This window comes from Agromyces humatus, assembly GCF_021228295.1.
In the GTDB taxonomy this organism is placed as follows: Bacteria; Actinomycetota; Actinomycetes; order Actinomycetales; family Microbacteriaceae; genus Agromyces; species Agromyces humatus.
In genome coordinates, this window is sequence record NZ_JAJQPD010000008.1 from 173,978 (window position 1) to 198,934 (window position 24,957).

Sequence of the window (24,957 nt, forward strand, 5' to 3'; positions counted from 1 at the left end):
GCGGCGTGGGTGGTCTCAGAGTCCTCGCCCGCCGGTGACGGGCAGCACGGCGCCCGAGACGTACGACGCCTCGTCGGACGCGAGGTATACGTAGGCTCCGGCGAGCTCGGCGGGTTGACCGGCGCGGCCGAGCGGGGTGTTGCGCCCGAACTCCGGGAGCTTGTCGGGCCAGCCGGTCGCCGGGATGAGCGGCGTCCAGATCGGGCCGGGCGCGACGGCATTGACGCGGATGCCCCGTGGTCCGAGCTCTTCGGCGAGGGCCTTCGTGAACGCGACGAGCGCCGCCTTCGTCATGGCGTAGTCGACGAGCACCGACGATGGGTCGAACCCCTGGATGGATGCCGTGGTGATGATGGACGACCCCGCGTCCATGAGCGGCACGGCGGCACGCGCCATGAACACGGGAGCGAACAGGTTCACCCGCATGACGTACTCGAAGTCGTCGGTGGGGATCTCGTCGATCCCACCCCGGTTCCGTTGGTGCGCGGCATTCAGCACCAGCAGGTCGAGCCCGCCGAACGCCTGCGCGGTCTGCTCCACGATGTCGCGGCAGTGCTGCTCGTCGCGCAGGTCGCCCGGCAGCAGCAGCGGGTCGCTGCCCGCGTCGCGGATCCATTCGGTCGTCTCCTCGGCGTCGGGTCGCTCGCTCGGGAGATAGGAGATGGCCACCCGCGCGCCCTCGCGGGCGAACGCGATCGCGAGCGCACGCCCGATGCCCGAGTCGCCGCCGGTGATGAGCGAGCGCCGTCCCTCGAGCCGGCGATTGCCCCGATAGCTCTGCTCCCCGTGGTCGGGCAGCGGTGCCATGCGCTCGGTGAGCCCGGGCGGCTGCTGCTCCTGACGCGGGAACGGGTCGGTGGTGTGCTTGGTCGTGGGATCGATGAGCCGATCGTCGGTCACGGCGCCTCCTCGGATCACGCGCGACGCTACGCCGGTGCAGGGCCGGCCGACAGGGGATTGACACGGTCGCCGGCCCTCCGGCTGCGATGCCCGACTACCGCCACGCCGTTGGCCGGGACGACGCCGGCAGGGGAGGGCGGATGTCGCATCCGGGTCGCTCGTCGAAGGCCTGTCGGCGCAGGGCTCCCGCGGCCTATGCTGGTGTCGTGGGAACGCTGTACTACGGTGACTCCGGCACGCCGATCGGCATCGAAGATCGGGCGCTCGCGCACGTCAAGGTGGCGATCACGACCAAGCTCCGGCGGGGCGAGAGTTTCACGCTGTCATGGCAGCACACCGACGATCAGCCGCGTGGCCGCAGCACGCTGTGGCTGCATCCGTCGATCCCGCTTCGCTTCGTCTTCGACGAGCCCGAGCGCCCCGAGCTCAGCCGCCGGTGGATCGAAGACCTGATGCGCTCGGCGAACAGCACGGGCGGCATCCAGCTCGTTCCAGAGCATCTCGACACCAACCCGATACCGACGAACCCCGAACAGCCCGTACAGGTGGGGGTCGACGTGCAGGAGGTCGAGCCCGACAGCGAGTCCCAACAAGGCGGGCAGACGCAACCCGCCTGATCACGGGCGACGTTCAGGGAGGGGAACCATGAACGACACACTCGGGCACGAGATCGAGCGGTGGTGGCCGCATCTCTCGATAGAGGCGAAACACCGACTGCTCAACGACCTCGACGGTGAGATCGATCCGGCGACGGCGTCCGAGATCGAGGCGCTCGTCGGGTCGCCGGTCGACACATCGTTGTCACCCGCAGAGCGAGACTTCATCCGGACGCAGATGGAAGCCGTCGACTGAGCGTTCAGGGGTCCGCTGCAGGCGAATCCGCGCCTGACCGCGCGTTGTTGTCCTCGAGCGCTACTCGACGTCGATCTCCTCCGACTCGTCGGGCTCGGGTACGTAGTGCAGGCCGGAGGTGCTGTTGGCGGTGAGCAGCAGCTGTTCGACCCACAGTCGATTGAGGGTCGGCTGCCGGTTGCCGCTGAACACGAACTGCAGCGGGATCGCTTCGTGCAGCCAGAACGTCGTGCGGCCGCTGCCCTTCTCGACGCCGTGCTCCCACGTCATTGCGAAGCTCTCGGCACGTCGCAGCTTGTTCAGGATGGCCACGCGCAGGTGGGCGAGGACACGATCGTCGATATCGATCTCACGCTGAGACGAGTTGTAGATGAACTTGCCCATGCTCGCACTCTAGTGCTCACGCACCCGTCTCATGATGCGGCGTGGCGACCGCGTCGACTCGGGCTGGCCCGTCGTGGCGCGACGCCGCCCACGGCGCCCCGGCACGGCGCCCCGGCACGCCGACCCCGTTCCTGAATTGCGCACGGGCGAATGACGGGTGACGCGGTCAAGGGGCGACGGATGTCCCGCATCAGATGACAGTTCTCTCATACTCGGCCTGAGCCCGTCGCCCGTTTGATACCAATGAAGGATGGAGGAACCGGGCCGCGAGCGACTCTCGCGCCGGCGACCGGCGTGGCTGGTCGCGGGCGTGGTCGGCGCGCTCGTCGTGCTCGGCATCCTCGGGGTCTCCAATGCGCTCGCGGTCGCCGACTCGAGGGGTACGCAGCAGCAGATCGCGCCGGTGGTCGGCGGCACGCCGACGCCGTCGCCCTCAGCGCCCCCGGTCGACCCCGCTCCGTCGCCAGACCCGGCTCCGGTGCCCGCCCCGCCTCCGGTCGATATTGACGACGATGACGACGACGATGCCGACGACCTCGACGACTGACGGCCCCGGTCAGCTCAGGCGATAGCCCATTCCTCGAACGGTCTCGATGCGCCCGCGACCGAGCTTGCCGCGCAGGTAGCGCACATACACGTCGACGACGTTCGAGCCGGGGTCGAAGTCGTAGCCCCAGACGCGACTGAGCAGTTGCTCGCGGCTGAGCACTTGGCCGGGATGGCGGAAGAACTCGGCCGCGAGCGCGAACTCGCGGGCCGACAGGTCGACATGCGTGCCGTCGACCGTGACCCGGCGCGTGTGCAGGTCGAGCACGAGGCCGCCGTGCTCGAGCCTGGTGGCGGATTCGGCCGGGGCATCGTTGATGCGCAGCCGGATGCGGGCAAGCAGTTCGTCGAACCGGAACGGCTTCGGCATGTAGTCGTTCGCCCCGCCCGAGAGGCCCGCGACCGTGTCGTGCCCCGAGGTGCGCGCGGTCAGGATGATCACGGGCAGGGTCGATCCTCGGCCGCGCAGCTGTTCGAGCACCGTGAACCCGTCCATGCCCGGCAGGCCGATGTCGAGCACCATGAGGGCGTGGTCGCCGCTCAGGCCGAGTTCGAGCGCCGTGGGTCCGTCGGCGGCGCGCTGCGTCGTGAACCCGGCGGCGCGCAGGCCCTTCTCGACGAAGGCGGCGATGCGCTCCTCGTCTTCAGCGATGAGGATGCTGCTCACGGAGCCTCCGCCTTCGCGGGGCCGTCGACCGGGAGGACGAGCGTGAACGTCGCCCCGAACCCCGGGGTGCTCGCGAGTTCGACGCGCCCACCGTGGGTTCGCGCGATCGCCTGCACGATGGAGAGGCCGAGGCCGGAGCCCTTCACCCCGCGGCCGACGTCGACCCTGCGGAATCGTTCGAACACGGCGGACTGCGCCTCCTTCGGGATTCCCGGGCCACGATCGGCGACCGAGAAGTCGACGGTCGACTCCCCGTCGCCGACGTCAACGATACGGCTCCCGATCGTGAGGTCGCCCCCGCCATGGGTCGTGGCGTTCGTCGCGAGTTGCAGCAACGCCTGCGTGACCCGGGCCGAGTCGAGCACCGCCGTGCCCGCGGCGATCGGCCCCTCCGCGACCTCGGCGCCCTCGATCGCCTGGGCCTTGGCGATGACGTTGCGGGTCAGGGCTGCGACATCCGTCGGTTCGAGCGCGAGGTCACGCAGGGAGCCGGCCTGCTGCGCACTCGAGATGTCGGCGACCAGGTCGGCCATGCGGTCGAGCTCGTCGATGGCGAGCGTGCGCGTCTCGGCGACGTCGGCCGGCGAGTTCGGATCGAGCAGTTCGAGGTGCCCGCGGACGATGGTGATCGGCGTCTTGAGCTCGTGCCCGACGTCGTCGAGCAGTCGGCGCTGACCCTCGAGCGCACTGTCGAGGCGGTCGAGCATGTCGTTGAAGGTGCGAGCCAGTTGCGAGACGTCGTCGTTGCCCTGCACCTCGACGCGGTCGCTCGACGCGGTTGCCGTGATGCGTTCCGCGGTCTCGCGGAGGCGGCGGATCGGGGCGAGCAGGCGCCCCGAGACCAGCCAGCCGACCAGTGCCGCGGCGATGATCGTGATCACGGCGGCGATGTTGAACGTGCCCGCCGCCGCATCGAGGTCGGCGAGCGAGCCGCGCAGGTCGTATGCGGCGAGGAAGATGCCCTGCTGCGGGTCGTCGGCGAGTCGTACCGGCGTGGCGATGTAGCGCAGCACGCGGTCGCCTTCGACATAGGTGCCCACGACGACGCGCTCGCCCGACGTCTCGTCGACGACCCGCGTGACGAGCCCGGGGAAGCTGTCGAGCGGCGCATCGACGTGCACCCCGGGCACGAGCGCGGCCTGGCCGTCGATGATTCCGAGCGTGCCCTCGTTGCGGTCGGGGTTGATCTGCTGCACGACCGCGCGCAGCGCCTGGTCGAGACCGCTCCACTGGCCCTCGGTGACGACGATCCGCACGTTCTCGACCGTCGTCGTCAGGCGATCGTCGACGTTCGCGAGGATGCGCTCGCGCTGGAGGATGTGCGCGAACGAACCGGCGAGGAGGATTCCGATCGCGGCGACGAGCACGACGACCCCGACGATGCGCACACGAACCGAGAGCGACCGCCGTCGCGGCGTCATCGAGTCGGTCGGGCTCATCCGTTCATTATTCCCGGCCCGCCTCCGCGTCCCATCAGATCGGATGTCCCGCCCGCGGCTTATGAGAAAGCTCTCACATCCGGCTCATCCGCGACTCCTTTGCGCCGAATGGAATGAACGCGTGCAGAACCGTGTCGCCGAACTGGTCGCCGAGGCCGTGGCCGAGGGTGGCGAGCCCGTGCGTTCGTCACGGGTCGTCTCGGCCGAGGTGTCCGACGACGCTCGCCTCACCGCGGTGTCGGTGGGACTCGACGGCGCCGACGACCGGCTCTACTACGTGCGCGAGCCCGCCGACGGCGGACTGCCGCAACTCTGGCTGCACCCCGACGACCCGCGGCTGCCTGCGCTGCAGGCGGTCGCGTTCCCGCACGCCGTGAGCATCATGCTCGAGCGGATGTCGCTGCCGACGACCCTCGAATCGCTCGAGCTGCTCGCGTACCGGCCGGGCCGCCGGGCGGTCGCCCGCGTCGTGGCAGGCGGGCGGCAGTTCTGGCTCAAGGTCGTGCGCCCGACGCGAGTGGAGCGCATCGTCGCGGCCCACCGTGCACTCGAGGAGCAGGGTCTCCCGGTGCCGCGGCTCATCTCGTGGTCGCCCGCCGGCCTGCTGGTGCTCGGCGCCGCCGAGGGCGTGCCGATGGCCGACGTCACGCGCACCGCGTCGGCTGAGGCCGTCATCGCGGCGGTCGACCGGATGCGCGCGGCATTCGCCCTCACTCCGCTCGAGGAGCCGGTTCGCTCCATCGTGCGGGGTCGAAGCGCCTGGTACGCGAGCGTGCTCGGCGGCACTTCCACCGAGCTCGGGGAGCGCGCAGGAAGGCTCGCGCTCTGGGTCGACTGGCGGGAGGGGCCGGTTGCGACATCCGTCGCCGTGCATGGCGACCTGCACCTCGGCCAGCTGTTCGCATGCTCCGCCGAGGACCCGACCGTCGTGGGCGTCATCGACGTCGACACCGCGGGAATCGGCGACCCCGCCGACGACTCGGCCGCGTTCATCTCGAATGCACTGGCGGCGTCGGGTCTCAACGCCGACGCCGACGATGCGGGCCGGCTCGCGGAGATCGCCCGGCAGGCCTTCCGCGCTTGGGCCGTCGACCGGCTCGATGATCCCACGATGGCCGAGCGCGTACGCCTCTCGCTGGTCGAGCACCTGCTCGCGCAGGCCGCACAGCTCGCGGATCGCGACAGCCGCATCGAGCTCGCCTCTCGCTTGCTGGCGACCGCAGAGTCGGTTGTCGCGGGCCGCGGACTCGAACTCGTCGGGGCGGGTCGCGCAGATGAGAGCCCTCTCAGATCGGTCTCCTCGTCGCCTCATCGCGACCCGAGAGTCTGAAGAACGTCACAACCCGGCGGGCCACCCGCCCCGAATCCGGCGGGACTGCCGCCATACGAAAGAAGGACAGCATGCACGCGAAGAAGTGGATCATCATCGGCGCGGCCGGCACCCTCGGCCTCGGCATCCTCGCAGGCGGAGCGGCGGCAGTGGCCGACACGCTCGACCTGCGCGACGTGCAGGGCGGAATCAGCTCGGTGCAGCCCGTCGTGAGCAACAACGGCACCTCGACCGACGGCACCTCGACCGACGGCACGCAGGACGCGGTTGCGCCCACTTCGTCCCCGGTCTCGACGCAGAGCCCGGCATCTCCGATGTCGACGCCGAGCCCGGTCTCGCCGGTCTCGACGCCGAGCCCCGTCTCGGCGGTCTCTGCGCAGAGCCCCGTCAGCGCGCAGAGCGCTGCGTCGACGGCCTCGGTCGCGTCGGCCGACTCGCCCAACTGACCCGCCGCGTCACGACTGACGGCGCCCGCCCCGGATCCGATCCGAGGGCGGGCGCGGTCGCGTGCGCTGTCGCCGCGATGGCACCCGTACTGGGGGTGCCGCACTCAGTGACAGCACCGAGCCGCGGGTGCCCGCGCAGGGCCACGGTGGGAGATGGCGTGCCACGAGGCTACGCCGCTCGAATCCTCACCGAAGGGACACCATGTTCTCCAGAATGCTGACCAACGTGGGCGCCGGGGTCGCGCTCGCCGCGGCGCTGGCGCTCGGCACCGGTGCCGCCGCGTACGCGCACGAGTGTTACAACGCCAACCGCTCCGAGCAGGGCAACGCGAGTGCCGGCTCGAACTCGAAGGCGTGGTTCACGCTCGTCGTCGCCGACGCGATCCAGGGCGACGCCGATGCCGGGTTCATCACCCAGGAGCAGGCGGACTGCATCACGGCGGAGTACGCCACGACCGGCGCACCCGCTTCGTTCACGATCAAGGTCAAGGGCGCCGTGGGACAGGACGGCACGATCGGACTGCACAACCCGAACCTCTCCCACGCCACCGACGGCCAGGGCATCGACCACGCGTTCGCCGCCTACGGCGAGCAGATCTTCGGAAGCTACGCCGCCTGCGGCGTGGAGTTCTGAGCCCACCACGGATCGATTCTCGGTCGCGAACGACGCCCCGCACGCCGACGCGTGCGGGGCGTCGTTCGATCATCGCCGGGATCCGATTCGGACCGACACCTTCGTAGGGGCTGGCCCGTCGTCGCAATGCGGATGTCGCAGGCCCCGGATAGGGTGACGGCGTGGAGCATCCCGAGGTGGTCGATCCGCGGCACCCGCTCATCGAGCGCGTGCGAGTGATCTGCCTCGCGCTCCCCGAGTCCGTCGAGGTGAAGGCGTGGGGCCGGCCGACCTTCCGTGCTCGCAAGCCGATCTTCGTGCACGTCGCGGCCACGATGGAGCGGCCACTCTCGATCGTGGTCAAGACCGACCCCGACGAGCACCGCGCACTCGTCGAAGACGGCCGGTTCTACGGAGTGCCCTACTACGATCGCGCCCGATGGATCGGCGCCGACCTCGACGCGCCCGACACCGACTGGCAACTGCTCGCCGAACTCATCGAGACGTCGTATCGCCAGGTGGCGAACCGCAGGCAGCTCGCCGCGCTCGATGCGCTGCGTCCCGATCATGCAGCTGGCTGAGGCATCCGGTCAGGCCGCCCGAGCGACGCGACGGCTTCGATTGGCATGATCGAAGCCGGTACGTTAGAGTTACGTGGTTGCCTGATCGCGATCGAAGCGCCGGGCGATGTGCCATGCGCCCGTAGCTCAACGGATAGAGCATCTGACTACGGATCAGAAGGTTGGGGGTTCGAATCCCTCCGGGCGCACACTGGTTGAGACAGTACAGGCCCCGAATCACGCGGATCTCGCGAGAGTCGGGGTCTTTGTCGTTCATCGCTCGGCCTCCTGTGTGTGCAGTGTGTGTGCACCGGCGCTCTTCACTGGCACGAGCGCGGCGGTCGACTCGGCTGCATGGCGCGACGCCGACCCGATCAAGTGCGAGCAGATGTCGCCGGTGATCGAGACCGACGAGTGGCCGAGCCGCTTCGACACGATCGCGATATCGGTGCCGGCGGCGATCATGAGCGAGGCGTTCTCGTGGCGCTGGCCGTGGAACGTCATCTTCGGCAGGCCAGCCTCGACGCGTAGCTTGTCGAACAGGCGTGACGCGTACTGCGGGCGCAGGGGCTGCCCGTCCTCGTACGTGAAGACGTAGCCGGTCTCGGTGTACGCGTCGCCCCAGTCCGCAGCCTCCTCTTGTTGCGCGAGCCTCCAGCGTACGAGCGCGCCGCTCGAGCGGTCGTCGAGATCGACAGTGCGGCGGCCGGCGCGGGTCTTCGGTGCAGCCTCGACGATCTCGGTTCCCGCCTGGATGCGGTTGTTCCGCACGGTGACCGCGCGACGGGTCATGTCGACGTCCGTCCAGCGCAGGCCGAGCAGCTCGCCGCGGCGCATGCCCGTGAACATCGCGAGTTCGAACAGCGCAGAGAGTCGGTGCCCCGCGGCGACGTCGAGGAACTCGCCTACCTGCGCTGGCTCCCACACCTCGAGCTCCTTCTTCGACACGGCCGGGAGCTTGAGCCCCGTCGCGGGGTTGTGGTCGATCAGGTTCTCCTCGGCCGCTGAGCGGAGCGAGCCCTGCACGACGGCGACGATGCGGCGAACGGTCGTGGCGCCGCGGCCGTCGTCGAGCAGCTGCTTGATGAATGCGTTGACGTGGAAGCGGCGAACCTCCGAGAGTGGGACGCTACCGAGCGGTGAGGGTGCGATGTCGAGTTCGACGTATCGCCGGTAGTTCACCATGGTGGAGGCTTTCAGGCCGCGCCCGGTCTTCTGGTGGTGGTCGAGCCAGCGAAGGATGTACGCCCCGTACAGCTCACGGGTGGGGGCGACGTACGTGCCACGGTCGAGCTTCACGGCGGCCTCGTTGCGGGCCTTCTGCGCGGCCTGCTTCGAGGCGAAGCCGCCCTGTCGCACCTGGCGCCGCTTCCCCGTGATCGGGTCCGTACCGGCGGCGAGGTAGAACGCCCACGCGCCGTGCTTAGGGTTCTCGAGCTTCGGGCAGCGGTTCCCGAGGGTCTTGCCGTGCTCGTCGCGGCATCCGCACCTGCGGTACACGTCAGCCATGATGATCCTTCCTCGCGCCTAAGGCCACTCGTCGGGCACGACGGGGTGCTCGGCGCGCTGCGCAGCCTCGATGAGGGCGACGGCGAGGTGCCGCGCCTGGTCGGGGCTGAGGTGAGCGTGCACATTCACGTTCGTGAGAATCACGCCGGCCTCGGCTCCGGTGTCGGGCTTGACCTCGAGTGGTTCGATCGCGTACCGCGGGATGAGCTTGAACGTCATGACCCCTGCTCCCTGTTCAGCGCGGCGAGCGCGACGGCCTGTTCGAGCAGCCACGACGCGGCGGCCGCGGCTTCGCTCGCGAGCTTTCGGGCGTCGTCCACCGTGGCCTCGCTGGCCCAGTGCTCGGCGTTGATCGCGAGCTTGACCGGCTCGTCGTCGACCCGCGTGAGCGCGGCGGTCAGGTTCAAGGGGCCGACCGTGTCGGCGCTCATGTGGAAGTCGTGTTCGTTCCGGGGCCGGTGTCCGCGCGCGTCGCCCTCGCACCATGGCACCGGGCAGTCGATCCGCTCGGCGCTCATGAGGTCTCCTCCGGTGCGGAGAGCGACTTCCTGAGTTCGCGGAGCTGTTCGACGAGCGTGAGGAGCAGCCCGACGCTGATCTCGTACGCCCAGTGATCCTTGTCGTTCTGCCAGATCGTCAGCGCGGCCTTGCTCCAGGGCGCGTCGGGGGAGAAGATGCCCATCTCAGGGATGGGCGCGTCGGCGGGTGCTCCGTACTCCGCGAGGATGCGACGGCCGCGCCACCCCCACGCGGGGTGTTCGAGGTGCTGGAGATCGCTGGTCGCAGGGGATACCATCGTGTTCACGCTCTGGGGTTCCTTTCAAGGTGATTCTGGATCTCGCCCTTGGCCGGGTTGCTTCCGGCCAAGGGCGTCTTTCGTTTCGGTCAGGCGAGCGTCCACAGTTGGCAGCTCGAACCGGTGCGAGTGCGCCCACGCTGCGACGCAGCACGGACCTTCCCCTCCACAACGAGCTCGTTGCGACGGGTGCGGATGCTCTGCGGCGTCGCCTCGGGCACGGAAGGGTGCATGAAGCGGTGGGCCTCGTAGAGGTCGACGAGACGCTCGTCGGACAGGGGCCCGTGGTTGTTGATGAGCGTGACGATCGCGGCCTGCACGAGCTGCCGGCGCGTGGTCGTCTGAGCGTCGGCCGCTTCCCATGAGGTCTCGGGGTCGCGGGGTCGTGCGATGGGTGCGGGCACTAGGACTCCTCGGGTTCGGTGCCGTCGTGGGCACTCGCTTCGATCCATGCCGAGACATCGGCTTCGGTGTAGAGCACCTTCCGGGGGGTGGGCTTGTAGTACCTCGGGCCCTTGCCTTCGTGGCGCAGAACGGCCAGGTGCGCGCGGGTGATGCCGTAGCGCTCCTCGACCTGCAGCGGGGATAGGTACTGGGTGTGCATTGCTCTGTTCGCCTCCCTAATCCTAATCGGGAATGATTAGTAAGGCCAGAATAGATTAGACCGGATAAGGATGCAAGGCGTATCCGGAATCGGATAGGCTGCGGCGCGTGGTCGATGAGCGCGGGGCGGAGTCAGTCGATGCCGTGTTCGCGAACGCGGTGCGCGACGCGCGTCTCGCAGCGGGCATGTCTCAGGACGACCTCGGCACGCGGATGGCGCGGCGGGGGTTTGACTTCCACCAGACGACGATCGCGAAGATCGAGCGAGGCGCGCGACGCGTGACGGTCGGCGAGGCTGCCGAGCTCGCCGACATCGTTGGCATTCCGCTCGCGGCCGTCCTCGAGCGGGACCCGGCGTCAATGCCGGCGAAGCGGGCGCAGCTGGAGGCGAAGACGCGCGCGGTGATCATCGACCTGGTCGCGCTCGAGGATCGTGCCCGAGATGCACGCGTCCGTCTTGACGAGCTGCTGCAGCTCGCGGTCGAGTTCGACGAACTCGCCGGCGAGGATCTCGTCGAGTGGCGGGGCGAGCGGATGACGGCCGGCACGTTCCTGCGCGACCTGCTCAGCGTGCTCGACGTCGACGCGCTCTCGGACTGGGATCGGTTCACGCGCTCGGCAGGCGGCGCCGCGATGCTCCATCACTTCGGACTGGACCGGCCGGCCGCGCTTTGATCTAGCGTCAGATCCCCTGCCCGCGTGGCCAGTGATTCCGAGCAGGTTTTCGGCGCCGTGTGCAGCGTGTGTGCACCTCGGGCAGATTTCGGATATGGAACTCTGCGGCTCCTTCGATCATCGAACGCGCCGACCAGTCGCCCAACCCGCGTCGTCGGGCATTTGCTCATCGAGCACATCCTCGAGCGCCGCAACAAGGGGCTTCGGCTGCTGGCCTAGAGCCCAAGTTTCGAATTCAGAGTCGTCGGGTGCCGGGAGGCCGCTCTCGATCATGCGGATCTTGTACGGCTCCCAGTGCTCCCGGAACGACTCAATGAACGTGGCTCGCTCGCGTCCCAGAACCTCTTCGGCGCGCTTCGCGATTTCCGGTGTCAGGTTGACGCGCGCTGTCATCATCGCCTTGGAGTACTGATGCCATGCGGCTCGAACGTCCTCCAGGGCTTCCGCGGCGTTCAGGACCAGTCTCCAGCGCTCGACGTCAAGGATCGCGCTGTCGGGGAGCAGCAGCTCGGCGAGCGTTGTTCCGAAGGCGCGAGAGAATCCGATGGCCTCACCAATTGTGATTCCGCGTCTGCCGGCCTTGCTGCCCGGGTTCTCGATGCGCCAGATGGACGACTTATTCATCGGGCTGCCAAGGCTGGTCATTCGTTCGGCGAGGTCGACCTGACTCCAGCCGCGCTCCTCGCGCTCGATGCGTACGCGACGGGCGACATGTGATTCGTCGCCGAGTCTTTCGATGAGCCGGGAGATCTCGTCCCAACTCGCTGCTTCGCTCATTTCTGCCTCCGTACGGGTTCAAATTCGAAACGAGTCTATCTCGCAATGGGCGACACGACAAGGCACAGTAGATATCAGGACGACGAGCACTGATACAGGAAACGGAGGAGTCGCCATGGTCATCCCCGACGAACTCAAGGGCAAGGTCACGATCGATGTCGCGACCGCTGCTCGAGTTCTTGGCATCAGCAGGAACCTTGCCTACCATGCCGCTCGCGATGGGACCATCAAGACACTGAAGCTCGGTTCGCGAGTCCTGGTGCCCGTGGGACCCCTCCTCGACCTCCTCGCCGGTCAGACTGACGAGGCGGCCTAAACCGATGGGCATCCGTCGCACGCTCATGAAGTTTGAGACCGAGTTCACTCAGGTCCCGAACGCATGGCTGCGCGACGAACGACTCTCCCGCCGGGCGCGCGGTCTCCTTGCCGAGCTGATGACGCACAAGGTTGGCTGGCGAGTCTCGATCGCGTCGCTGCAGAAAGCCGGCCCTGAGGGTCGTGACGCGTTGCGCGGCGCGGTCTCCGAGCTCGTCGACGTCGGGTACCTGCGGCTGTCGCAGGGGCGCGGAGAGCGCGGCCGGTTCAACGAGATCGAGTACGAGCTATGCGACCCCTTCACCGCTGTCGGAAAACCCGACACCGGTGGATTTACCGACAGCGGTGAATCCGACACCGGTGGGTTCACCGACAACGGTGCAGCCGATGTCGGTGAATCCGACACTAAGAAGAACATCTCTCCAGAACACGACTCCGAAGAACAGAAAGAACTCTTCGTGCATCTCGACGATGCACCGGCAGCGGTGAAGCCTGATCATTCATCCGAGTTCGAAGTGGAGTTCTGGCCCGTCTACCCCCGCAAGCAGGCGAAGGCCCCTGCGGCCAAGGCGTTCGCGAAGGCGCGACGGAAGCACAGCCTCGAGACGATCACGGCCGGTGTCCGCGCGTACGCCCTGATGAACGCGGGCGGCGACAGGACGAAGATCAAGCTCGCCGCGGGGTGGCTCAACGATGAGCGCTTCCTCGACGAGGAGCAGCTGCCCAATCAGCCGGCGGCTGGCACTGGCGCTCGCGCGGGGCGTGAGACCGCCGCGGAACGTGCGTACGCGCTCACGGAGGAGCTGAGGCGGCAAGAGGCTGGGGACTTCGCCTCGCTGCCGGTGGCGCCGCGTCTCGACGATCACGTGCACGAGTTCGACCACGGGTGCTGCATTCGCTGCGGCTTCTACGACGAGGGCCGGAGGGTCGCATGAGCGACGACGTACCTAGGAAAGGACACCCCATGCACACGGACAGCAACATCACGGCTGGAGGAGCCCCTCATGGTTGACCATCTGAAGCCGGAGCTCGCGTTCAGGCAGGAGATCGACCGGCTGTGGCGTGCAGTGCGCGCGCTCGGCAACGCGACCCCGCTCGCGTCCTCATCGATCGGTCGAGGCGGCATCCGCATCTACGACGGCGGCATCATCACCGTCGAGAACGGTGGCATCAGCGTCATCGGGTGGATCGACGTCAGCGGCGAGATCCGCATCGCCGGCACCCTCCGAGGCACGGGCGACATCGTGTGGACGGGTGACGCGTCGTTCTCGGGCGACACGACGATCGGGGGGAACCTCGACGTCACAGGTGCGACAGCGATCTCGGGCACCCTGGACGTGACCGGGGCGACGACGCTGCAGGCGCTCGTCACCCTCCTGAACGATCTTCGGGTGCAGGGTGGCGGGAAGATCACGATCACGGGCGGCCCGTCACCGATCACGCTGCAGAACGGGACGCTGTCGTTCGGGACGGGCGCACAGCTCGACGCCGACGGAGGGGGCGCGCGCCTAGTCGCCTCCGGCGGCTCCGGGCCTCGCGCGTTCGCCTTCCCCGGCTCGGTCGGGATGCAGCACAGCCTCGGGCACTCCGTCATCGTCACGGGGACGCAGACCACGATCGAGGGCGGCCTTCAGGCGTTCGGCAATAAGAGCTTCGTGATGGAGCCCCCGACGAAGCCCGGCAAGCTCCTGCGCCACGGTTCGACAGAGTCGCCCGTGTCCGGCATCGAGTACTGGGGTGAAGCGGAACTCGACGACGACGGCAACGCGAGAGTCGAGCTGCCGGAGTACTTCGAGGCGCTCGCGAAGCCCAAGGGTCGCATCGTCCTGGTCTCGCCCGTTGACGAGCTCTTCTGGGTGGCGGCGTCGCGGATCAAGGACGGCGCTTTCACCGCGAAGGGTCAGCCTGGCGGCACGTTCTCATGGCTCGTGAAGGCCGAACGGTACGGCGGCGACTTCGACCTCGAGTCCGACATCGACGCCAACGATCTGACCGGCACCATCGACTCTCAACCCCTACGGCGACGCACTGTCGCAGATCCCACCGAAGGAGAAGCACCATGACCGATTACAAGACCAAGGCAACCGAGATCCTCGCCAAGACCGAGGACCTCGCACGCGACCTCGAATCACATCTCGGGCTCGCCGCTCGCACGCGCGAGTGGAACCCGACGTTCGACACCGCGAGCGAGTTCCGCGCGGAGCGCCCCGAAGGCCAGTCGGTCGAACGGCAGACGCACACGGACCGATTCGTCTCGGAGTACCACAACCAGGCGTCGCAGGCAGCCAAGGCCGTGCAGGAGCTCCAGCAGCCCGGCCAGACGCTCACGACCGCAGAGGCCGCCGCGCGAGACACGATCCTCGCGCTCGTCGACGAGATCCACGCCGTCCAGACCCACGACGACGCGATCGCGCTCGTCGCCACCATCAACGAGTAGGAGAACAACATGACCATCAACAAGATCACCGCGCCAGACCCGGAGGCGATCGCGACCATCGGCGACACCAACCACCACGACCGCGGCGTTCGCATCGTGCTCGGCGTGGGCTACACCACGAACGACAGCATCGCCGAGTGGGCATCGCGCCGGGGCTACAGCGTCGAGGTCGTCGACGAGATCCCGCAGGACCACCTCGACAAGGTCGCCCGGCTCGACGCGTACAGCGTCCAGTTCCTCGGCTCGCTCACCGACGCAACCGACCCCGACCAGCGATTCAAGGTCACCGCCGCCGACGGGCACACCGTCGTCGACCTCCGCGACGTCATCAACGGCACCACCACCGCCTGACCCCCGAGAGGACAGACACCATGACGATCTACATCACCAGCGTGCGCTCGTTCGCCGAGACCATCCGCAACGCACGCGAGCGGGCGGCGACGCTCGCCCGATCGCTGTCGGACGCGATCGCCCGGGCCCGCACGTTCACCGACCCCGACCTTTCCGACCAGGGCGTCGCCGCGAAGCGCGCCGAGCTCGAAGCCACGTTCCGCGCCGCCGCGCAGACGGACCTGCAGAAGCTGACGGCGGAGGTGTCGCACGCCCGGCAGTACCTCGCCCAGGCTGCACGCGAGAACACGCAGCTGCCGAACGACGCGGCCGGCCTGATCCGTGCCGAGCAGAAGTGGCGGCAGGTCGAGAAGATCCTCGACGCCGGCGGCGACCTGCTCTCCCAGATCCGCACCGCCGACGCTGACACCGCCCTCGCGATCGCCGAGTTCGGCCCGTCGTGGGTGCAGGCGCAGAGTGTCCGCCCGCAGGGCCTGACGGGCGCTGTCGCGGCCGGCCTCACTCCTGACGGCGTGCAGGGCGGAGATCCCGCGGCCAGCGTGCGCAGAGCGGTGAGCGCCCGTCTCGCGGACGTCACGACCGACCCGACGCTCGCGGAGCTCCTGCGGGTTGACAGCGCCGCGGATGGGCACGTCGCCACCGTCGAGCCGTGGCTGACCGCCGCGTCGAACCTCGTCGAGTACGGCACCGCTGACCTGCTCGGCGCTGCCCTCGCATCCCAGATCGCCCAGCCCAGCACCGAACCCGCCCCGGCTGAGGCCGCGGCCTAACCCGAATAGGAGACACACACCATGGGAGTACTCGAAGCCAAGAAGGCCACGACCCAGATCGCGCGCCTCGCGCAGAACCTGCAGACGCGCCTTCTCGCGCACGACGCGTTCACCGACCCGGACCTCACGAGCGAGGCCCGCCAGCGGCGCCGCGAAGAGCGCGTAGCCGCGTCGCTCACGGACGCGCGCCGCAAGGCCGCCGCGATCCTCAAGACCGCACAGGACGGTGCGGCGTTCGCCGACCGGCAGCTCGACGCCTACCGGCCGAAGCTCGACCCCAACGACGTCGCCCAGCTCACCCGCACCGCCCAGGCGTGGCAGATGACGATCGAGCCGCTGCGAGCCCAGGGCAAGAACTGGGCCGAGATCGCGGCAGTCACCGACGCCGACGGGCTCCTCGCGCTCGAGCGGTTCGCCCCGCAGACCATCCGCCTGCAGGAGTCCGCCCGCGATGCGGAGATCATCATGGCGAACCTGCAGCGCGCCAGCGACCGCCGTCTCGCGGAGATCCACACCGACGAGCCCGCGCGGCAGCGGTTCGTGGACGCGGCTGATGCGCAGAAGTACCTCGGCGCGGTGTCGGCGATCGCGAGCGGGATCGAGGGGGTCACGAAGCCGACCGACGCCACGGCCGTGATGATCAGCGTCAAGCGAAACATCCACCCGCTCGGCACACTGCCCACGGAGCCGCCCGCGACGTCGGAGCAGCTCGACCGCACGCTCTCCGCTGCCACCCACGGCGGCATGGGAGCACACGAGCTCGCCGCGTCCGTCCCCGCCTGAGGCGACCATGGGCAAGAAGAGGAAGAAGCCGCGGCCGCCGGCACCAGCGACACAGGCGGAGTCGTACGAGCAGATGGCCGCGGAGCTCGTGGCCCGCGGGCTCGCGTCGCCCCTGATCCTCGATTCACCCGGGCGGAGGCGCCGCGACGTCCGCCCAGACGACACCGCCTAGCCCGACACCGAAACTGGGGCCGGCGTGACCTTGCACAGCACGCCGGCCCCACCGAACCGACAAAGGGAACCATCTTGACCAGCATCCCCGGCTACACCACCCTCAAGCGGCAGGCACGCAAGGCGAGACGAGACGCCGAGGACACCGCCTCACGCGAGCTCTTCGCCTGGCACAAGGCCGAGAAGGAACGACTCGATACGGATGCGTCTCTGAGCATCGCAGAGCGTCAGTACCAGGAGCGCCAGCTGCTCATGGAGTTCGGTCGACGGTCGAAGCGATTGCTCGCGAAGGCGAAGCGCGACAACACTGTACCGAAGCTCCTCGAGCGGTCGGCTCGCGCGGAGATCGAGGCGAAGCGCGAGGAGCTCGACGGATGAACGAGCTTGCCAGCCTCCTCGACCACATGGAGCGTGGCCGCTGGCCCGTTCAGAGCGACGAGGAGGCGTGGCGTCTGCTCGCAACGTGGGCGTTCCAGACGGAGTGCCTCCAGACGGACGAGGCCGAGAACGTCGCGTGGGAGACCGAGATGCGCGAACTACTGCGCCGTGACCTTCCCTACGCCGAGTTCGTCGAACAGCGCATGGCCGCTCTCTCGCGGCGTCTGCAGGCCCGAAAGCTCGCGCAGACGAACCTCCGCTACAAGTACGGATTCAAGCCCCGCAGCGGGTCGCTCGTGCGGCGCGACGTGCGGCGCTTCTACCGCTCATGGTCGGAAGACTGATCCGACCTGTGGGGTAACGGCCGTCGCGGTGCACACGCGTTGCACACACGCGGCGAAGTGGCCAACGATTCACTGGGCGCGCGGGCAGGGGATCTGACAGCAGATCACATGGCGCAGACCCCTGAGGGTGCTCAGGGTGGTCATCTCGGCATGACGCACGCGCGTACGCGCCTCGCGCACGAGAGTCGAACGTTCGACAGCGGTCACGAGTTGGGTAGTCTCGGCCTATGTCGAATCCGGCGACTGAGCTCGCGCAAATCCTTGAATCGTGGGAGGTCCCGCGAGGTCAGAGTGCATACAACGCACGCGCGGTTGAGGGTGAGGACAACGTTGCGTTCTGGACTCGGCAAGCGCAGGCTGTGACTCTGCTTAGGGCCGTGATAGCTGAGATCGATGCGATGCAGGCCGCTGGCGATGACGTCTCTGCCTACTCCGCGTACATTGCCACCTGGTCGGAAGGAATCTTCTGCTTCCACAACGGATGGCAGTCGGGACACTCGCAGGGAGGCACTGCCGTCGAGATGCCCTCATTGCTCGCGCTCAAGTCGCTGGGCCTTCTCTTATCGAAGACAGGACGAGCGGTCGGCTCAAGCCCCACACAGCGCGCCACCCTGCTCGCCTGCCTTGCCGAGGCGCTGCAGCTGATCGAGAGCGAGCTCGACGACTGGGACCGATCGGAGAAGGAGTATCTCTATCGTCTGGTGGCGTCAGCGCGTGGCGCGCTCGAGGAGCACCCGCTCCTGGGTGAAATCGACATCCGGAAGCTGCTGAACGAGCTGATCGGCGCTCTCACTGGGGTCGCGCTGGATCTCCGGGCCTCGGAGGGGAAGACGGACCGGTTCGACAGGATCATGAACTGGGTCGCGTCGACTGCCGGCGTCGTTCGGGGCATCGTGTATGACGCAGAGGCTCTTGCGAGTCTTGGGGTCGCTGTCGGCACGATCGCGGCGGTCACCGGCAGCCAGTGAAGGGGAAGGGCCCCGTGAAGTGCTGGACGCGGGTTATGTTCTGCATCCTCGGGCCTGACGCACGCGTGCACACGCGCCTCGCGCGCGCGCATGGGCGTGACCGGTCGACTGCGGCAGCCGGGGATGGCCTCAACAGCGCTTAGGGCATCCCGGTCAGTTGTCGCGGTCCGGGGAAGGGTGTCCGCCTGGGTGACACCCTTCGTCAGCGGAATGTGCCGTTGTGGTGCCGGTTGACGTTGTAGAGGGCGTAGGAGAGGCGTTTCTCCGCCTTGGTGGGTCTGCCGCTGCGCGTCATGGTCGTGGTGAGCGCGAGGTATTGGTTGAGGAGCTTGTCTTCCTTGGTGACGCGGGCAGCCCAGAGGTCGACCTGGCGGGCGTGGGTGGCGATCGCGGTCTGGGTGGAGCGGTCGAACCAGAGGCCGTAGTCGCGTGCGATGTTCGTGACCGAGCCGGGCGAGATGCCGTGCTCGCGTGCGATGGCGTTGCGACCCTTGCCGGCGCGGATATCGGCGGCGACAGCTTCGCGGGTGCTGCGGGGGAGCGGGAGCGGCTTGGGCATTGAGCCTCCTGCCTCCATTGTTCCCGGGATACCACCTAATCCTCGGCTCGTGGCGCCGGATAGTCGAACTTCGGGTAGCCCTTGAACCCTGGAGCGTGCGACTGTATGAACGCCTGATGCGTCGCCTCGAGCGCGGCCCGCAGCGTCCGGTACCGGCCGACGATCGACCCGGCGAACTCTGCCACGTATCCAACTTCGGCACCGACGCGGACGATCCGCACGACGCCGTACGCCCGGCCGTTCGTGTCGGCGAGCGTCCACACGCCGGGCGTACGCTCGTCGGTTCCGAGGAACGGATGCCAGCGCGGTCGAAACTCGGGCAACGGTGCTCCTCTCGTGGGGAGCGCGCCGGCCCGCGCAGTGCCGATTGTAGTAGCCAGACTCGGGTGAGAATCGCCCAATTCTCGGGAGAGGATGGAGGAATGCTGTTCGCCTTCATCGATGAGTCCTACACGAAGGACCGCTACTACGTTGCGGCGGTGTTAGTCGACGCGGACGATCTCAGGGCGCTCTCGGCGGCCGTGGCGCGTTCAGCGGAGTATGCCGCGGGCTATGGGGTGGAACTCGGGACCGAGTTTCATGCGCACAGCATCATGTCGGGGCGTGATGGTTGGGAGCCTGTACAGGGGAAACCTCGGGCAGCGATCGCAATCTATCGGGATCTCCTTCGGGAGCTTTCAGGTCTGCCCGTCTCGATCTACATTGAGGGCGTCGACGTCCCGAGACTCAATGCGCGGTACCGGTACCCTGACCCACCGCACCTCGTCACTCTGCGTCACGTTCTAGAGGATCTCCAGCAGGCCGCAGCCATGCGCGGCGACCAGGTGATCGTGATCTGCGACGAGGTTACCGATCAGGAGGCGCACAGCAAGAAGTTCGGCGAGTACCAGTTGATCGGCACACCCGGCTACCGATCAACAACGCTCTCGCGTATTGAGCAGTTCATGTTCGCTGATTCGCGCCAGTCGCCCGGCCTCCAGTTCGCGGACGCTGTCGCGTACCTCTATCGCCGGCGTGACGCACACACCGAATCATCCGCGCGAACCGCGCGAGCTGTAGAGGATCTCTGGGCGGTCATTCGACCTCGCGCGCGCAAAGCGCGCCGTTGGGACCCTTAAGCACTAATACCCCGCGAGGCGGGGTATTAGGCGGACAACGCTCCGGTATCCGGCTCGTCGTACGACCACGGTAACACGCAACGTTGAGCGATCGCTGGATTTTCTTGACAAACGGCGCGATCCATGGTTGCCACCGGGAGCAGTGTTCTTCCCGATGAGACGCATGTTTACGATGCGCCCTCGGGTGCCCGTTCGATGACGGAGACGACGCACGTGCGGCAGATGTACCGGCCGGCCCTCCAGATCGTTCGCGTGCCGCAGACCGGGCAGTCCGGCTCCGTCGCGATCAGGTCGTCATCCATGCTGGAAGGCTACGACCAGGCATCTGTAGGGTGGCGCCCATGCCAAGCCGTGAGCAGTGCATCGCGGCGTTCGCAGCGCACGCCCTGCGAGTCGCGACCCGTATCGCACAGGACGACCTCGATGCCGTGCACGACGGAGCCCGCGACTTAGGGCCTGAGATCCCGCCTCAGCCCGCCGCCGCGGCCTCTGCCAGCTCATCCTGAACCCACTGATCGGCATACTCGGGGCAGTAGGCGGAAGCGCCCGCCGAGAAGACGACGAAGTTGTTCGCGGTCGGGTGCTGCGCATCCGCGGATTCGACCAGCGTCACACTCTCGTGCGAGCCGCCCGACGCCAGCACGTTGCACGCCTGGTGCGCGAGCGCGATCCGGTCAGCTTCCGGCATCGATATCAACGGTTCCACTGCTCGCCCTGGCCCGGTCATGTTGATGACGGCGAGATCGGGCGCGACGACGAGGCAGGGGAAGTCATCGCCGGACTGCGCGTAGCAGACGCCACCCGGCGCGGTGAGGGCCTCGACGTCGACTGCCGGCTCGGTCGGGTCGGGCGTCGGTGTGGGCTCGGCGGGCACGGCGGTCGCTGCGGGCTCGCCCGCCTGTACCTCTGGCTCGCCCGGGGTGAGGGCTCCCGTCGCGGCGACGGCGACCCCACCGCCGAGGACGAGCACACCGGCAACGGCTGCAACAGCGATCCACTTCTTGGCCATGCCTCGGAGCCTAGCGGCCACCACCATGCCGAACTCTCGGCGGGTTCGATCCGGAGCACTGTGTGTGCGATCGTGTGTGCAAACTGCAGAGGATGAGCAGGGGGCAGCGGGGATCGTGGCCTGTTGACCCGAGCCCACGCCCGCGAGATCCTGCGCCACACGGGACGTGCGGGTATGAGCAGTCATGGCGAGCAGTTCTCTACGGATCAGAAGGTTGGGGGTTCGAATCCCTCCGGGCGCACACTGGTTGAGACAGTGTGAAAGCGGTTCGCGAATGCGGGCCGCTTTCGTCGTTTCGGACGAACCTCCGATGTCGAACGCGCGACCTGTGAATTTGATCGCTCCCTGGCGGTGAATCTTCATCACTACTTGTCGCAGGTAGCTGCCCGGAAGGGATCGGCTAACGGAACGCCCTGTCCGAGCAGACCCAGCGGTGCTGCACCCAGATGTTCGGCTCGACGTACACACCCTCGTCTGCGCCGCAGTCGATGCGGAGCGTCGAGAGCCCCCGGGCGACGGCGGCCTCGACCCATCGGTCACGAAGGTGTACGACGTGCCGCCTTCCTTGACGATCGTCTCCGCGGGCCGGTGCGTCACGACGAAGACCGGCGAGTGATACGTCGGGTTGTCGCCCCAGTGGGGAATACCAGGTCGGCCATCCGCCGGCCGACGATCACCGCGCCGATCGTGCTGAACAGCTTGTCTGGAAGCGCTCGACCTCGGGCCCCGATCTCCCCGCGAACATCCAGTCATGCATGCGGTCGCCCTCGTGTCCCATCGGTTCCTCGACGGTCACGTTGGGACCGGTGATACAACCGTCGAGCGACATCGTGATCTCCAACAGGACCTTGCCCGTTGCGAATCTCCCGTCTCTACCGCTCGGCGGCGCGAGCCTTGGCTGCCTCGACCGTGTGATAGCCGGGCGGCCAGAGGTCGATCTGCGGTCGTCCGTGGATGGCCTGGATGACCGCGATCTCGCCGGCGTGAAATGCCTCATGGAACATGAGCCGATGGATCAATGACCGCCTCGTCAGGTGCGCCGCGGCCTGCTCGCCATCGGGGCTCATCGGTTCGTCGAGCGTCTCCGGCGTCCAGCTCCGAAGTGCGTGCGCAACGATGGCCCATGTCGTCGTCCACCCAGCCACCAGCTCCTCGGCGGAGCGGGGCTGGTCGAGGTGATCCTCCCAGCCGTCATCCTCCATGCCGGCGAACGGGGTCGACTCCCGGCCCGGCAGCCCGAGGAAGGAGCAGAGCCAGTAGACCCGCGTCGCAGCGGCGTGCCCGGCGATCGCCCAGATCGGCCAGCTTGCGCTCGCGTCGGCGCGCGCGGCGTCGTCGGGTACGGCCCGCAACGCGAGTTCCTCGGGCGACATTCCGCGCAGGCCTTCCACGATGAGGTCGTTGTACAGGCGCCAGTCGCCGTAGAACGGTTCGATGCTCATGGTTCAGACCTTATCCCTCACCGGATCTTCAGTGGCCTCCGGGTTCAGCCGGGCGATAGCATGCGGCGATGAGCACAGTGCAAGCCGATTCCGGCCACGGCCTGGGAGTGGTCACGCCCTGGCGTCACTACACATGGATCGCCGTAGGCGGCGTGATCGTCGTCCCCGTGCTCCTCGCGTTCGCGTTCAATAGCTATACCGCACCCGATGATGCCGCGTTCATCCGCATGGCTTTTGCACAGGTGGCCGGCAACACTATCGCGATCGCGACGATGCTCACGTTGGTCATTCTGAGCGTCGCGAGCCGAACCAAGGCGGCGACATCAACGCTCGTGTTGAGTGCCGCGATCGTCATCTTGGTCTCCGCCGGATCGCTTTCCAACGCGGCCGACACTCTGCTGCAACGCATCGGCTGAAGCGACACGCGATCGAGCTCGACGCACTGCGGCTAAAAGACATCGCTGTCTGGCGTCCTCCAGCCCGATCCGCATGCGGGCACCGGCATGACTAGGGAGAGCCTGCGACAGGGGGCTGTTCTCGTTCCCACTCATCGGCGACTCCGTCCCGGGTAGATGGTCCGCATTTCGGCAAGGTGTCGCCAGTGGTGCTGACGCCTCGAACGGATCGCTAGAGTTGCACGCGATCCAGCGAGTAGAGCTGTCCGGATCGCACGACGTGTCGAAGACAATCCCCCTGAGGAATCCAGCCGATGACCAACACCCCCACACCGCCTTCTGCCGGCTGGCACCCAGCGCCAGACGGATCGTCGGCAACGGACGGCGCACGATGGACGCAGCCGCATCACGAGCCCAGCCAGCAACCCGCGACTGCCAACGCCATCGCGAAGCTCGCGATGGCGACCCAAGTGCTCCTGATTGTCTGCGGCGTCCTGTCCGTCACCACCATCGGAATCGAGACGTTCGGGATCAGTGCGGTCACGGGCTACCTCAACGATCACAACTTGGCCATCGACGTTTTCGACGTGTATGACCAGAGCACGTTGGTGGTCACGATCCTGTCGGCTGTCTCCCTTATCGCCACCAGCGTGCTCTGGGTCATCTGGCAATACCGGGCTGCCAAGCAGGTCACTGGCCGAACACGGCGCTCACCCGGTTGGCACGCCGGATCCTGGTTCGTGCCCATTATCATGTTCTGGTTCCCGTACCAGAACATCTCGGACCTCTGGCGAGCGGGCGGGCGTACTCGGCCCTCGTGGCTGATCATCTGGTGGTTGCTTTATGTCGTCAGCAACTTCGTCATCCAGCAATCGAGCCGGATCTACACGGCCGCCGAGGATCTCGAACAGCTCCGTACCGCGATGTGGATGAGCATCGCAGGCGAGATTCTCCTCCTGGCAGCCGCGCCGTTAGCATGGCTGATCATCCGCGGGATCACGCAGGGCATTCTGCAGCGCTCCTCTGGCCCCGTACATTCGCTGGTGGTCTGACGACCACCCATCGTTCAGAGGATGTGCGCAAGCCGATCCTTCAGCGATAGATCGGCATGCGCGTCATCCGACGTCGCGATGAGACGATGAGAATTCGGTGGCGGGACGGTGGCGGCTCAATGGCGGCTCACTGACGGCGTCTTGACGTGGTGCTGACGGGAAGCGCGGAGCGAGCATGAGATCCATGAACACGACACGAATCGTCGATCTCCGTCAGGAGTACGGCTGGACCCAGGAACGACTCGCGACCGAGAGTGGCGTTGGACTCAGAACCATCCAGCGGCTGGAAGCGGGACAGGACGCCAGCCTGGAGACCTTGTCCCTCGTGGCTGAGGCCCTGCGTGTTTCAGTTCGCGACCTCTTCACCACAATCGATGACGCCGAGCTCAGTAGCCGCGTCGAATCTCTGCAAGCCAGAACGGAGCAACAGCAGGCTGCGCGCGACCGGCTCACCGGTGCGTGGAGGTGGCTGTACATCGGGATCGGCGTCGTGCTGAGCCTGGTCAGCTTCACGCTCGGACAGTACGGGTTCGTATTGTTCCTCGCGTACTGGACGGGCGGCTATCTGATTCTGGTGGCGATCCGCAGGATCTACCTCGAACCGCGGCTCGAGGAGAAGTACCCGCTCTCGCGGAGCAAGCGGCAGCTCCGGGCGCAACGGACGCCGTGGCGTGTCTCGGAGCCCGAGGAATCAGGAACCGTCTCCAAAGCACTGCCGTGAGCGGCGCGAGCGAGGGCGGCGGATCATCGGTCTGTCTCGATTGGGTG

General features: G+C 67.5%; 38 protein-coding genes and 1 tRNA gene. 23 read left to right on the forward strand and 16 right to left on the reverse strand.

What is annotated here, in order from left to right; genetic code table 11:
- Positions 1-15 precede the first annotated feature (15 nt).
- Positions 16-900, reverse strand: coding sequence for an SDR family oxidoreductase (locus tag LSF15_RS14480; RefSeq protein WP_232499258.1), 885 nt, complete (start codon positions 898-900; stop codon positions 16-18).
- Between the two features lie 206 nt (positions 901-1,106).
- Here LSF15_RS14480 and LSF15_RS14485 point away from each other — a divergent pair, with 206 nt between their 5' ends.
- Positions 1,107-1,517, forward strand: a complete 411-nt coding sequence (locus LSF15_RS14485; RefSeq protein ID WP_232499259.1) for a DUF7882 family protein — start codon at positions 1,107-1,109, stop codon at positions 1,515-1,517.
- 28 nt (positions 1,518-1,545) lie between these two features.
- Positions 1,546-1,752 (forward strand): hypothetical protein, encoded by a 207-nt coding sequence (locus LSF15_RS14490; protein WP_232499260.1) that lies wholly within the window; start codon positions 1,546-1,548, stop codon positions 1,750-1,752.
- 60 nt (positions 1,753-1,812) lie between these two features.
- Here the strand turns inward: LSF15_RS14490 and LSF15_RS14495 are convergent, their stop codons facing one another.
- A complete protein-coding gene (locus LSF15_RS14495) occupies positions 1,813-2,136 on the reverse strand; it encodes a DUF7882 family protein (RefSeq protein WP_232499261.1) in 324 nt (107 codons plus the stop codon).
- A 250-nt stretch (positions 2,137-2,386) separates the two neighbouring features.
- On the opposite strand from LSF15_RS14495, the gene LSF15_RS14500 reads away from it, so the two are divergent.
- Positions 2,387-2,683 carry a hypothetical protein gene (locus LSF15_RS14500; protein WP_232499262.1) on the forward strand — a complete coding sequence of 99 codons (297 nt, stop codon included), beginning with the start codon at positions 2,387-2,389 and terminating at the stop codon, positions 2,681-2,683.
- Positions 2,684-2,692: 9 nt separating this feature from the next.
- On the opposite strand, the gene LSF15_RS14505 is transcribed toward LSF15_RS14500, so the two are convergent.
- A complete protein-coding gene (locus tag LSF15_RS14505; protein WP_232499263.1) occupies positions 2,693-3,349 on the reverse strand; it encodes a response regulator transcription factor in 657 nt (218 codons plus the stop codon).
- Positions 3,346-4,788 (reverse strand): sensor histidine kinase, encoded by a 1,443-nt coding sequence (locus tag LSF15_RS14510; RefSeq protein ID WP_232499264.1) that lies wholly within the window; start codon positions 4,786-4,788, stop codon positions 3,346-3,348. The genes LSF15_RS14505 and LSF15_RS14510 overlap by 4 nt, the downstream gene beginning before the upstream one ends.
- A gap of 121 nt (positions 4,789-4,909) precedes the next feature.
- Between LSF15_RS14510 and LSF15_RS14515 the strand changes: the two genes are divergently transcribed.
- The 5 genes from LSF15_RS14515 (at position 4,910) to LSF15_RS14535 (ending at position 7,946) form a co-directional block, all read left to right on the forward strand.
- On the forward strand, positions 4,910-6,118 hold the full coding sequence (locus tag LSF15_RS14515) for a phosphotransferase family protein (protein WP_232499265.1): 1,209 nt from the start codon (positions 4,910-4,912) through the stop codon (positions 6,116-6,118).
- A gap of 71 nt (positions 6,119-6,189) precedes the next feature.
- Positions 6,190-6,564: a hypothetical protein gene (locus tag LSF15_RS14520; protein ID WP_232499266.1), complete on the forward strand. Its 375-nt coding sequence runs from the start codon at positions 6,190-6,192 to the stop codon at positions 6,562-6,564.
- A 214-nt stretch (positions 6,565-6,778) separates the two neighbouring features.
- Positions 6,779-7,198 carry a hypothetical protein gene (locus LSF15_RS14525; RefSeq protein ID WP_232499267.1) on the forward strand — a complete coding sequence of 140 codons (420 nt, stop codon included), beginning with the start codon at positions 6,779-6,781 and terminating at the stop codon, positions 7,196-7,198.
- 161 nt (positions 7,199-7,359) lie between these two features.
- Positions 7,360-7,758, forward strand: a complete 399-nt coding sequence (locus tag LSF15_RS14530) for an MmcQ/YjbR family DNA-binding protein (protein ID WP_232499268.1) — start codon at positions 7,360-7,362, stop codon at positions 7,756-7,758.
- Between the two features lie 115 nt (positions 7,759-7,873).
- Positions 7,874-7,946 (forward strand) — tRNA-Arg (locus tag LSF15_RS14535).
- A 64-nt stretch (positions 7,947-8,010) separates the two neighbouring features.
- Here LSF15_RS14535 and LSF15_RS14540 read toward each other — a convergent pair.
- From LSF15_RS14540 to LSF15_RS14565, 6 genes are all read right to left on the reverse strand, one after another.
- Positions 8,011-9,246, reverse strand: coding sequence for a tyrosine-type recombinase/integrase (locus tag LSF15_RS14540; protein ID WP_232499269.1), 1,236 nt, complete (start codon positions 9,244-9,246; stop codon positions 8,011-8,013).
- Between the two features lie 18 nt (positions 9,247-9,264).
- Positions 9,265-9,465, reverse strand: a complete 201-nt coding sequence (locus LSF15_RS14545) for a hypothetical protein (protein WP_232499270.1) — start codon at positions 9,463-9,465, stop codon at positions 9,265-9,267.
- On the reverse strand, positions 9,462-9,764 hold the full coding sequence (locus LSF15_RS14550; RefSeq protein WP_232499271.1) for a hypothetical protein: 303 nt from the start codon (positions 9,762-9,764) through the stop codon (positions 9,462-9,464). Before LSF15_RS14550 ends, LSF15_RS14545 begins: the two co-directional genes overlap by 4 nt.
- Entirely contained in the window at positions 9,761-10,051 is a 291-nt protein-coding gene (locus LSF15_RS14555) for a hypothetical protein (RefSeq protein WP_232499272.1), read from the reverse strand. Before LSF15_RS14555 ends, LSF15_RS14550 begins: the two co-directional genes overlap by 4 nt.
- 80 nt (positions 10,052-10,131) lie before the next feature.
- Positions 10,132-10,446, reverse strand: coding sequence for a hypothetical protein (locus LSF15_RS14560; RefSeq protein WP_232499273.1), 315 nt, complete (start codon positions 10,444-10,446; stop codon positions 10,132-10,134).
- Positions 10,446-10,646 carry a helix-turn-helix transcriptional regulator gene (locus tag LSF15_RS14565; protein WP_232499274.1) on the reverse strand — a complete coding sequence of 67 codons (201 nt, stop codon included), beginning with the start codon at positions 10,644-10,646 and terminating at the stop codon, positions 10,446-10,448. The genes LSF15_RS14560 and LSF15_RS14565 overlap by 1 nt, the downstream gene beginning before the upstream one ends.
- Before the next feature lie 107 nt (positions 10,647-10,753).
- Between LSF15_RS14565 and LSF15_RS14570 the strand changes: the two genes are divergently transcribed.
- A complete protein-coding gene (locus tag LSF15_RS14570; protein ID WP_232499275.1) occupies positions 10,754-11,320 on the forward strand; it encodes a helix-turn-helix domain-containing protein in 567 nt (188 codons plus the stop codon).
- A gap of 117 nt (positions 11,321-11,437) precedes the next feature.
- On the opposite strand, the gene LSF15_RS14575 is transcribed toward LSF15_RS14570, so the two are convergent.
- Positions 11,438-12,097: a helix-turn-helix domain-containing protein gene (locus LSF15_RS14575; RefSeq protein ID WP_232499276.1), complete on the reverse strand. Its 660-nt coding sequence runs from the start codon at positions 12,095-12,097 to the stop codon at positions 11,438-11,440.
- Positions 12,098-12,212: 115 nt separating this feature from the next.
- Here LSF15_RS14575 and LSF15_RS14580 point away from each other — a divergent pair, with 115 nt between their 5' ends.
- The 10 genes from LSF15_RS14580 to LSF15_RS14625 all read left to right on the forward strand — a co-directional run bounded on the left by LSF15_RS14580 (position 12,213) and on the right by LSF15_RS14625 (position 18,614).
- On the forward strand, positions 12,213-12,413 hold the full coding sequence (locus LSF15_RS14580) for a helix-turn-helix domain-containing protein (protein ID WP_232499277.1): 201 nt from the start codon (positions 12,213-12,215) through the stop codon (positions 12,411-12,413).
- 118 nt (positions 12,414-12,531) lie between these two features.
- Positions 12,532-13,347, forward strand: coding sequence for an LvrA C-terminal domain-related protein (locus tag LSF15_RS14585; protein WP_232499278.1), 816 nt, complete (start codon positions 12,532-12,534; stop codon positions 13,345-13,347).
- Between the two features lie 69 nt (positions 13,348-13,416).
- Positions 13,417-14,475: a hypothetical protein gene (locus LSF15_RS14590; protein ID WP_232499279.1), complete on the forward strand. Its 1,059-nt coding sequence runs from the start codon at positions 13,417-13,419 to the stop codon at positions 14,473-14,475.
- Positions 14,472-14,849, forward strand: a complete 378-nt coding sequence (locus LSF15_RS14595; protein ID WP_232499280.1) for a hypothetical protein — start codon at positions 14,472-14,474, stop codon at positions 14,847-14,849. Before LSF15_RS14590 ends, LSF15_RS14595 begins: the two co-directional genes overlap by 4 nt.
- Positions 14,850-14,858: 9 nt before the next feature.
- Positions 14,859-15,200 carry a hypothetical protein gene (locus tag LSF15_RS14600; RefSeq protein WP_232499281.1) on the forward strand — a complete coding sequence of 114 codons (342 nt, stop codon included), beginning with the start codon at positions 14,859-14,861 and terminating at the stop codon, positions 15,198-15,200.
- Between the two features lie 20 nt (positions 15,201-15,220).
- Positions 15,221-15,970 carry a hypothetical protein gene (locus LSF15_RS14605; RefSeq protein WP_232499282.1) on the forward strand — a complete coding sequence of 250 codons (750 nt, stop codon included), beginning with the start codon at positions 15,221-15,223 and terminating at the stop codon, positions 15,968-15,970.
- Between the two features lie 21 nt (positions 15,971-15,991).
- Complete coding sequence (locus LSF15_RS14610) at positions 15,992-16,753, forward strand: hypothetical protein (protein ID WP_232499283.1); 762 nt, start codon at positions 15,992-15,994, stop codon at positions 16,751-16,753.
- A 246-nt stretch (positions 16,754-16,999) separates the two neighbouring features.
- The gene (locus LSF15_RS14615) at positions 17,000-17,302 is read left to right on the forward strand and encodes a hypothetical protein (RefSeq protein ID WP_232499284.1); all 303 of its coding nucleotides are present in this window, start codon (positions 17,000-17,002) and stop codon (positions 17,300-17,302) included.
- Positions 17,299-17,646 (forward strand): hypothetical protein, encoded by a 348-nt coding sequence (locus LSF15_RS14620; protein ID WP_232499285.1) that lies wholly within the window; start codon positions 17,299-17,301, stop codon positions 17,644-17,646. Before LSF15_RS14615 ends, LSF15_RS14620 begins: the two co-directional genes overlap by 4 nt.
- Before the next feature lie 227 nt (positions 17,647-17,873).
- Positions 17,874-18,614: a hypothetical protein gene (locus tag LSF15_RS14625; protein ID WP_232499286.1), complete on the forward strand. Its 741-nt coding sequence runs from the start codon at positions 17,874-17,876 to the stop codon at positions 18,612-18,614.
- A gap of 202 nt (positions 18,615-18,816) precedes the next feature.
- Here the strand turns inward: LSF15_RS14625 and LSF15_RS14630 are convergent, their stop codons facing one another.
- Both LSF15_RS14630 and LSF15_RS14635 read right to left on the reverse strand, forming a co-directional pair.
- The gene (locus tag LSF15_RS14630) at positions 18,817-19,173 is read right to left on the reverse strand and encodes a hypothetical protein (protein ID WP_232499287.1); all 357 of its coding nucleotides are present in this window, start codon (positions 19,171-19,173) and stop codon (positions 18,817-18,819) included.
- 35 nt (positions 19,174-19,208) lie between these two features.
- Positions 19,209-19,496, reverse strand: a complete 288-nt coding sequence (locus LSF15_RS14635; protein ID WP_232499288.1) for a hypothetical protein — start codon at positions 19,494-19,496, stop codon at positions 19,209-19,211.
- A 99-nt stretch (positions 19,497-19,595) separates the two neighbouring features.
- On the opposite strand from LSF15_RS14635, the gene LSF15_RS14640 reads away from it, so the two are divergent.
- The gene (locus LSF15_RS14640; RefSeq protein ID WP_232499289.1) at positions 19,596-20,291 is read left to right on the forward strand and encodes a DUF3800 domain-containing protein; all 696 of its coding nucleotides are present in this window, start codon (positions 19,596-19,598) and stop codon (positions 20,289-20,291) included.
- Between the two features lie 167 nt (positions 20,292-20,458).
- On the opposite strand, the gene LSF15_RS18860 is transcribed toward LSF15_RS14640, so the two are convergent.
- The 3 genes from LSF15_RS18860 to LSF15_RS14650 all read right to left on the reverse strand — a co-directional run bounded on the left by LSF15_RS18860 (position 20,459) and on the right by LSF15_RS14650 (position 22,742).
- Positions 20,459-20,593, reverse strand: a complete 135-nt coding sequence (locus tag LSF15_RS18860) for a hypothetical protein (protein ID WP_269756478.1) — start codon at positions 20,591-20,593, stop codon at positions 20,459-20,461.
- A gap of 167 nt (positions 20,594-20,760) precedes the next feature.
- Positions 20,761-21,663 (reverse strand): DUF732 domain-containing protein, encoded by a 903-nt coding sequence (locus LSF15_RS14645; RefSeq protein ID WP_232499290.1) that lies wholly within the window; start codon positions 21,661-21,663, stop codon positions 20,761-20,763.
- Positions 21,664-22,172: 509 nt separating this feature from the next.
- Positions 22,173-22,742 (reverse strand): DinB family protein, encoded by a 570-nt coding sequence (locus LSF15_RS14650; RefSeq protein ID WP_232499291.1) that lies wholly within the window; start codon positions 22,740-22,742, stop codon positions 22,173-22,175.
- Positions 22,743-22,819: 77 nt separating this feature from the next.
- On the opposite strand from LSF15_RS14650, the gene LSF15_RS14655 reads away from it, so the two are divergent.
- The 3 genes from LSF15_RS14655 (at position 22,820) to LSF15_RS14665 (ending at position 24,910) form a co-directional block, all read left to right on the forward strand.
- Positions 22,820-23,158 (forward strand): hypothetical protein, encoded by a 339-nt coding sequence (locus LSF15_RS14655; protein WP_232499292.1) that lies wholly within the window; start codon positions 22,820-22,822, stop codon positions 23,156-23,158.
- Between the two features lie 293 nt (positions 23,159-23,451).
- A complete protein-coding gene (locus LSF15_RS14660) occupies positions 23,452-24,189 on the forward strand; it encodes a DUF4328 domain-containing protein (protein ID WP_232499293.1) in 738 nt (245 codons plus the stop codon).
- A 184-nt stretch (positions 24,190-24,373) separates the two neighbouring features.
- Positions 24,374-24,910, forward strand: a complete 537-nt coding sequence (locus LSF15_RS14665; RefSeq protein ID WP_232499294.1) for a helix-turn-helix domain-containing protein — start codon at positions 24,374-24,376, stop codon at positions 24,908-24,910.
- Positions 24,911-24,957 lie beyond the last annotated feature (47 nt).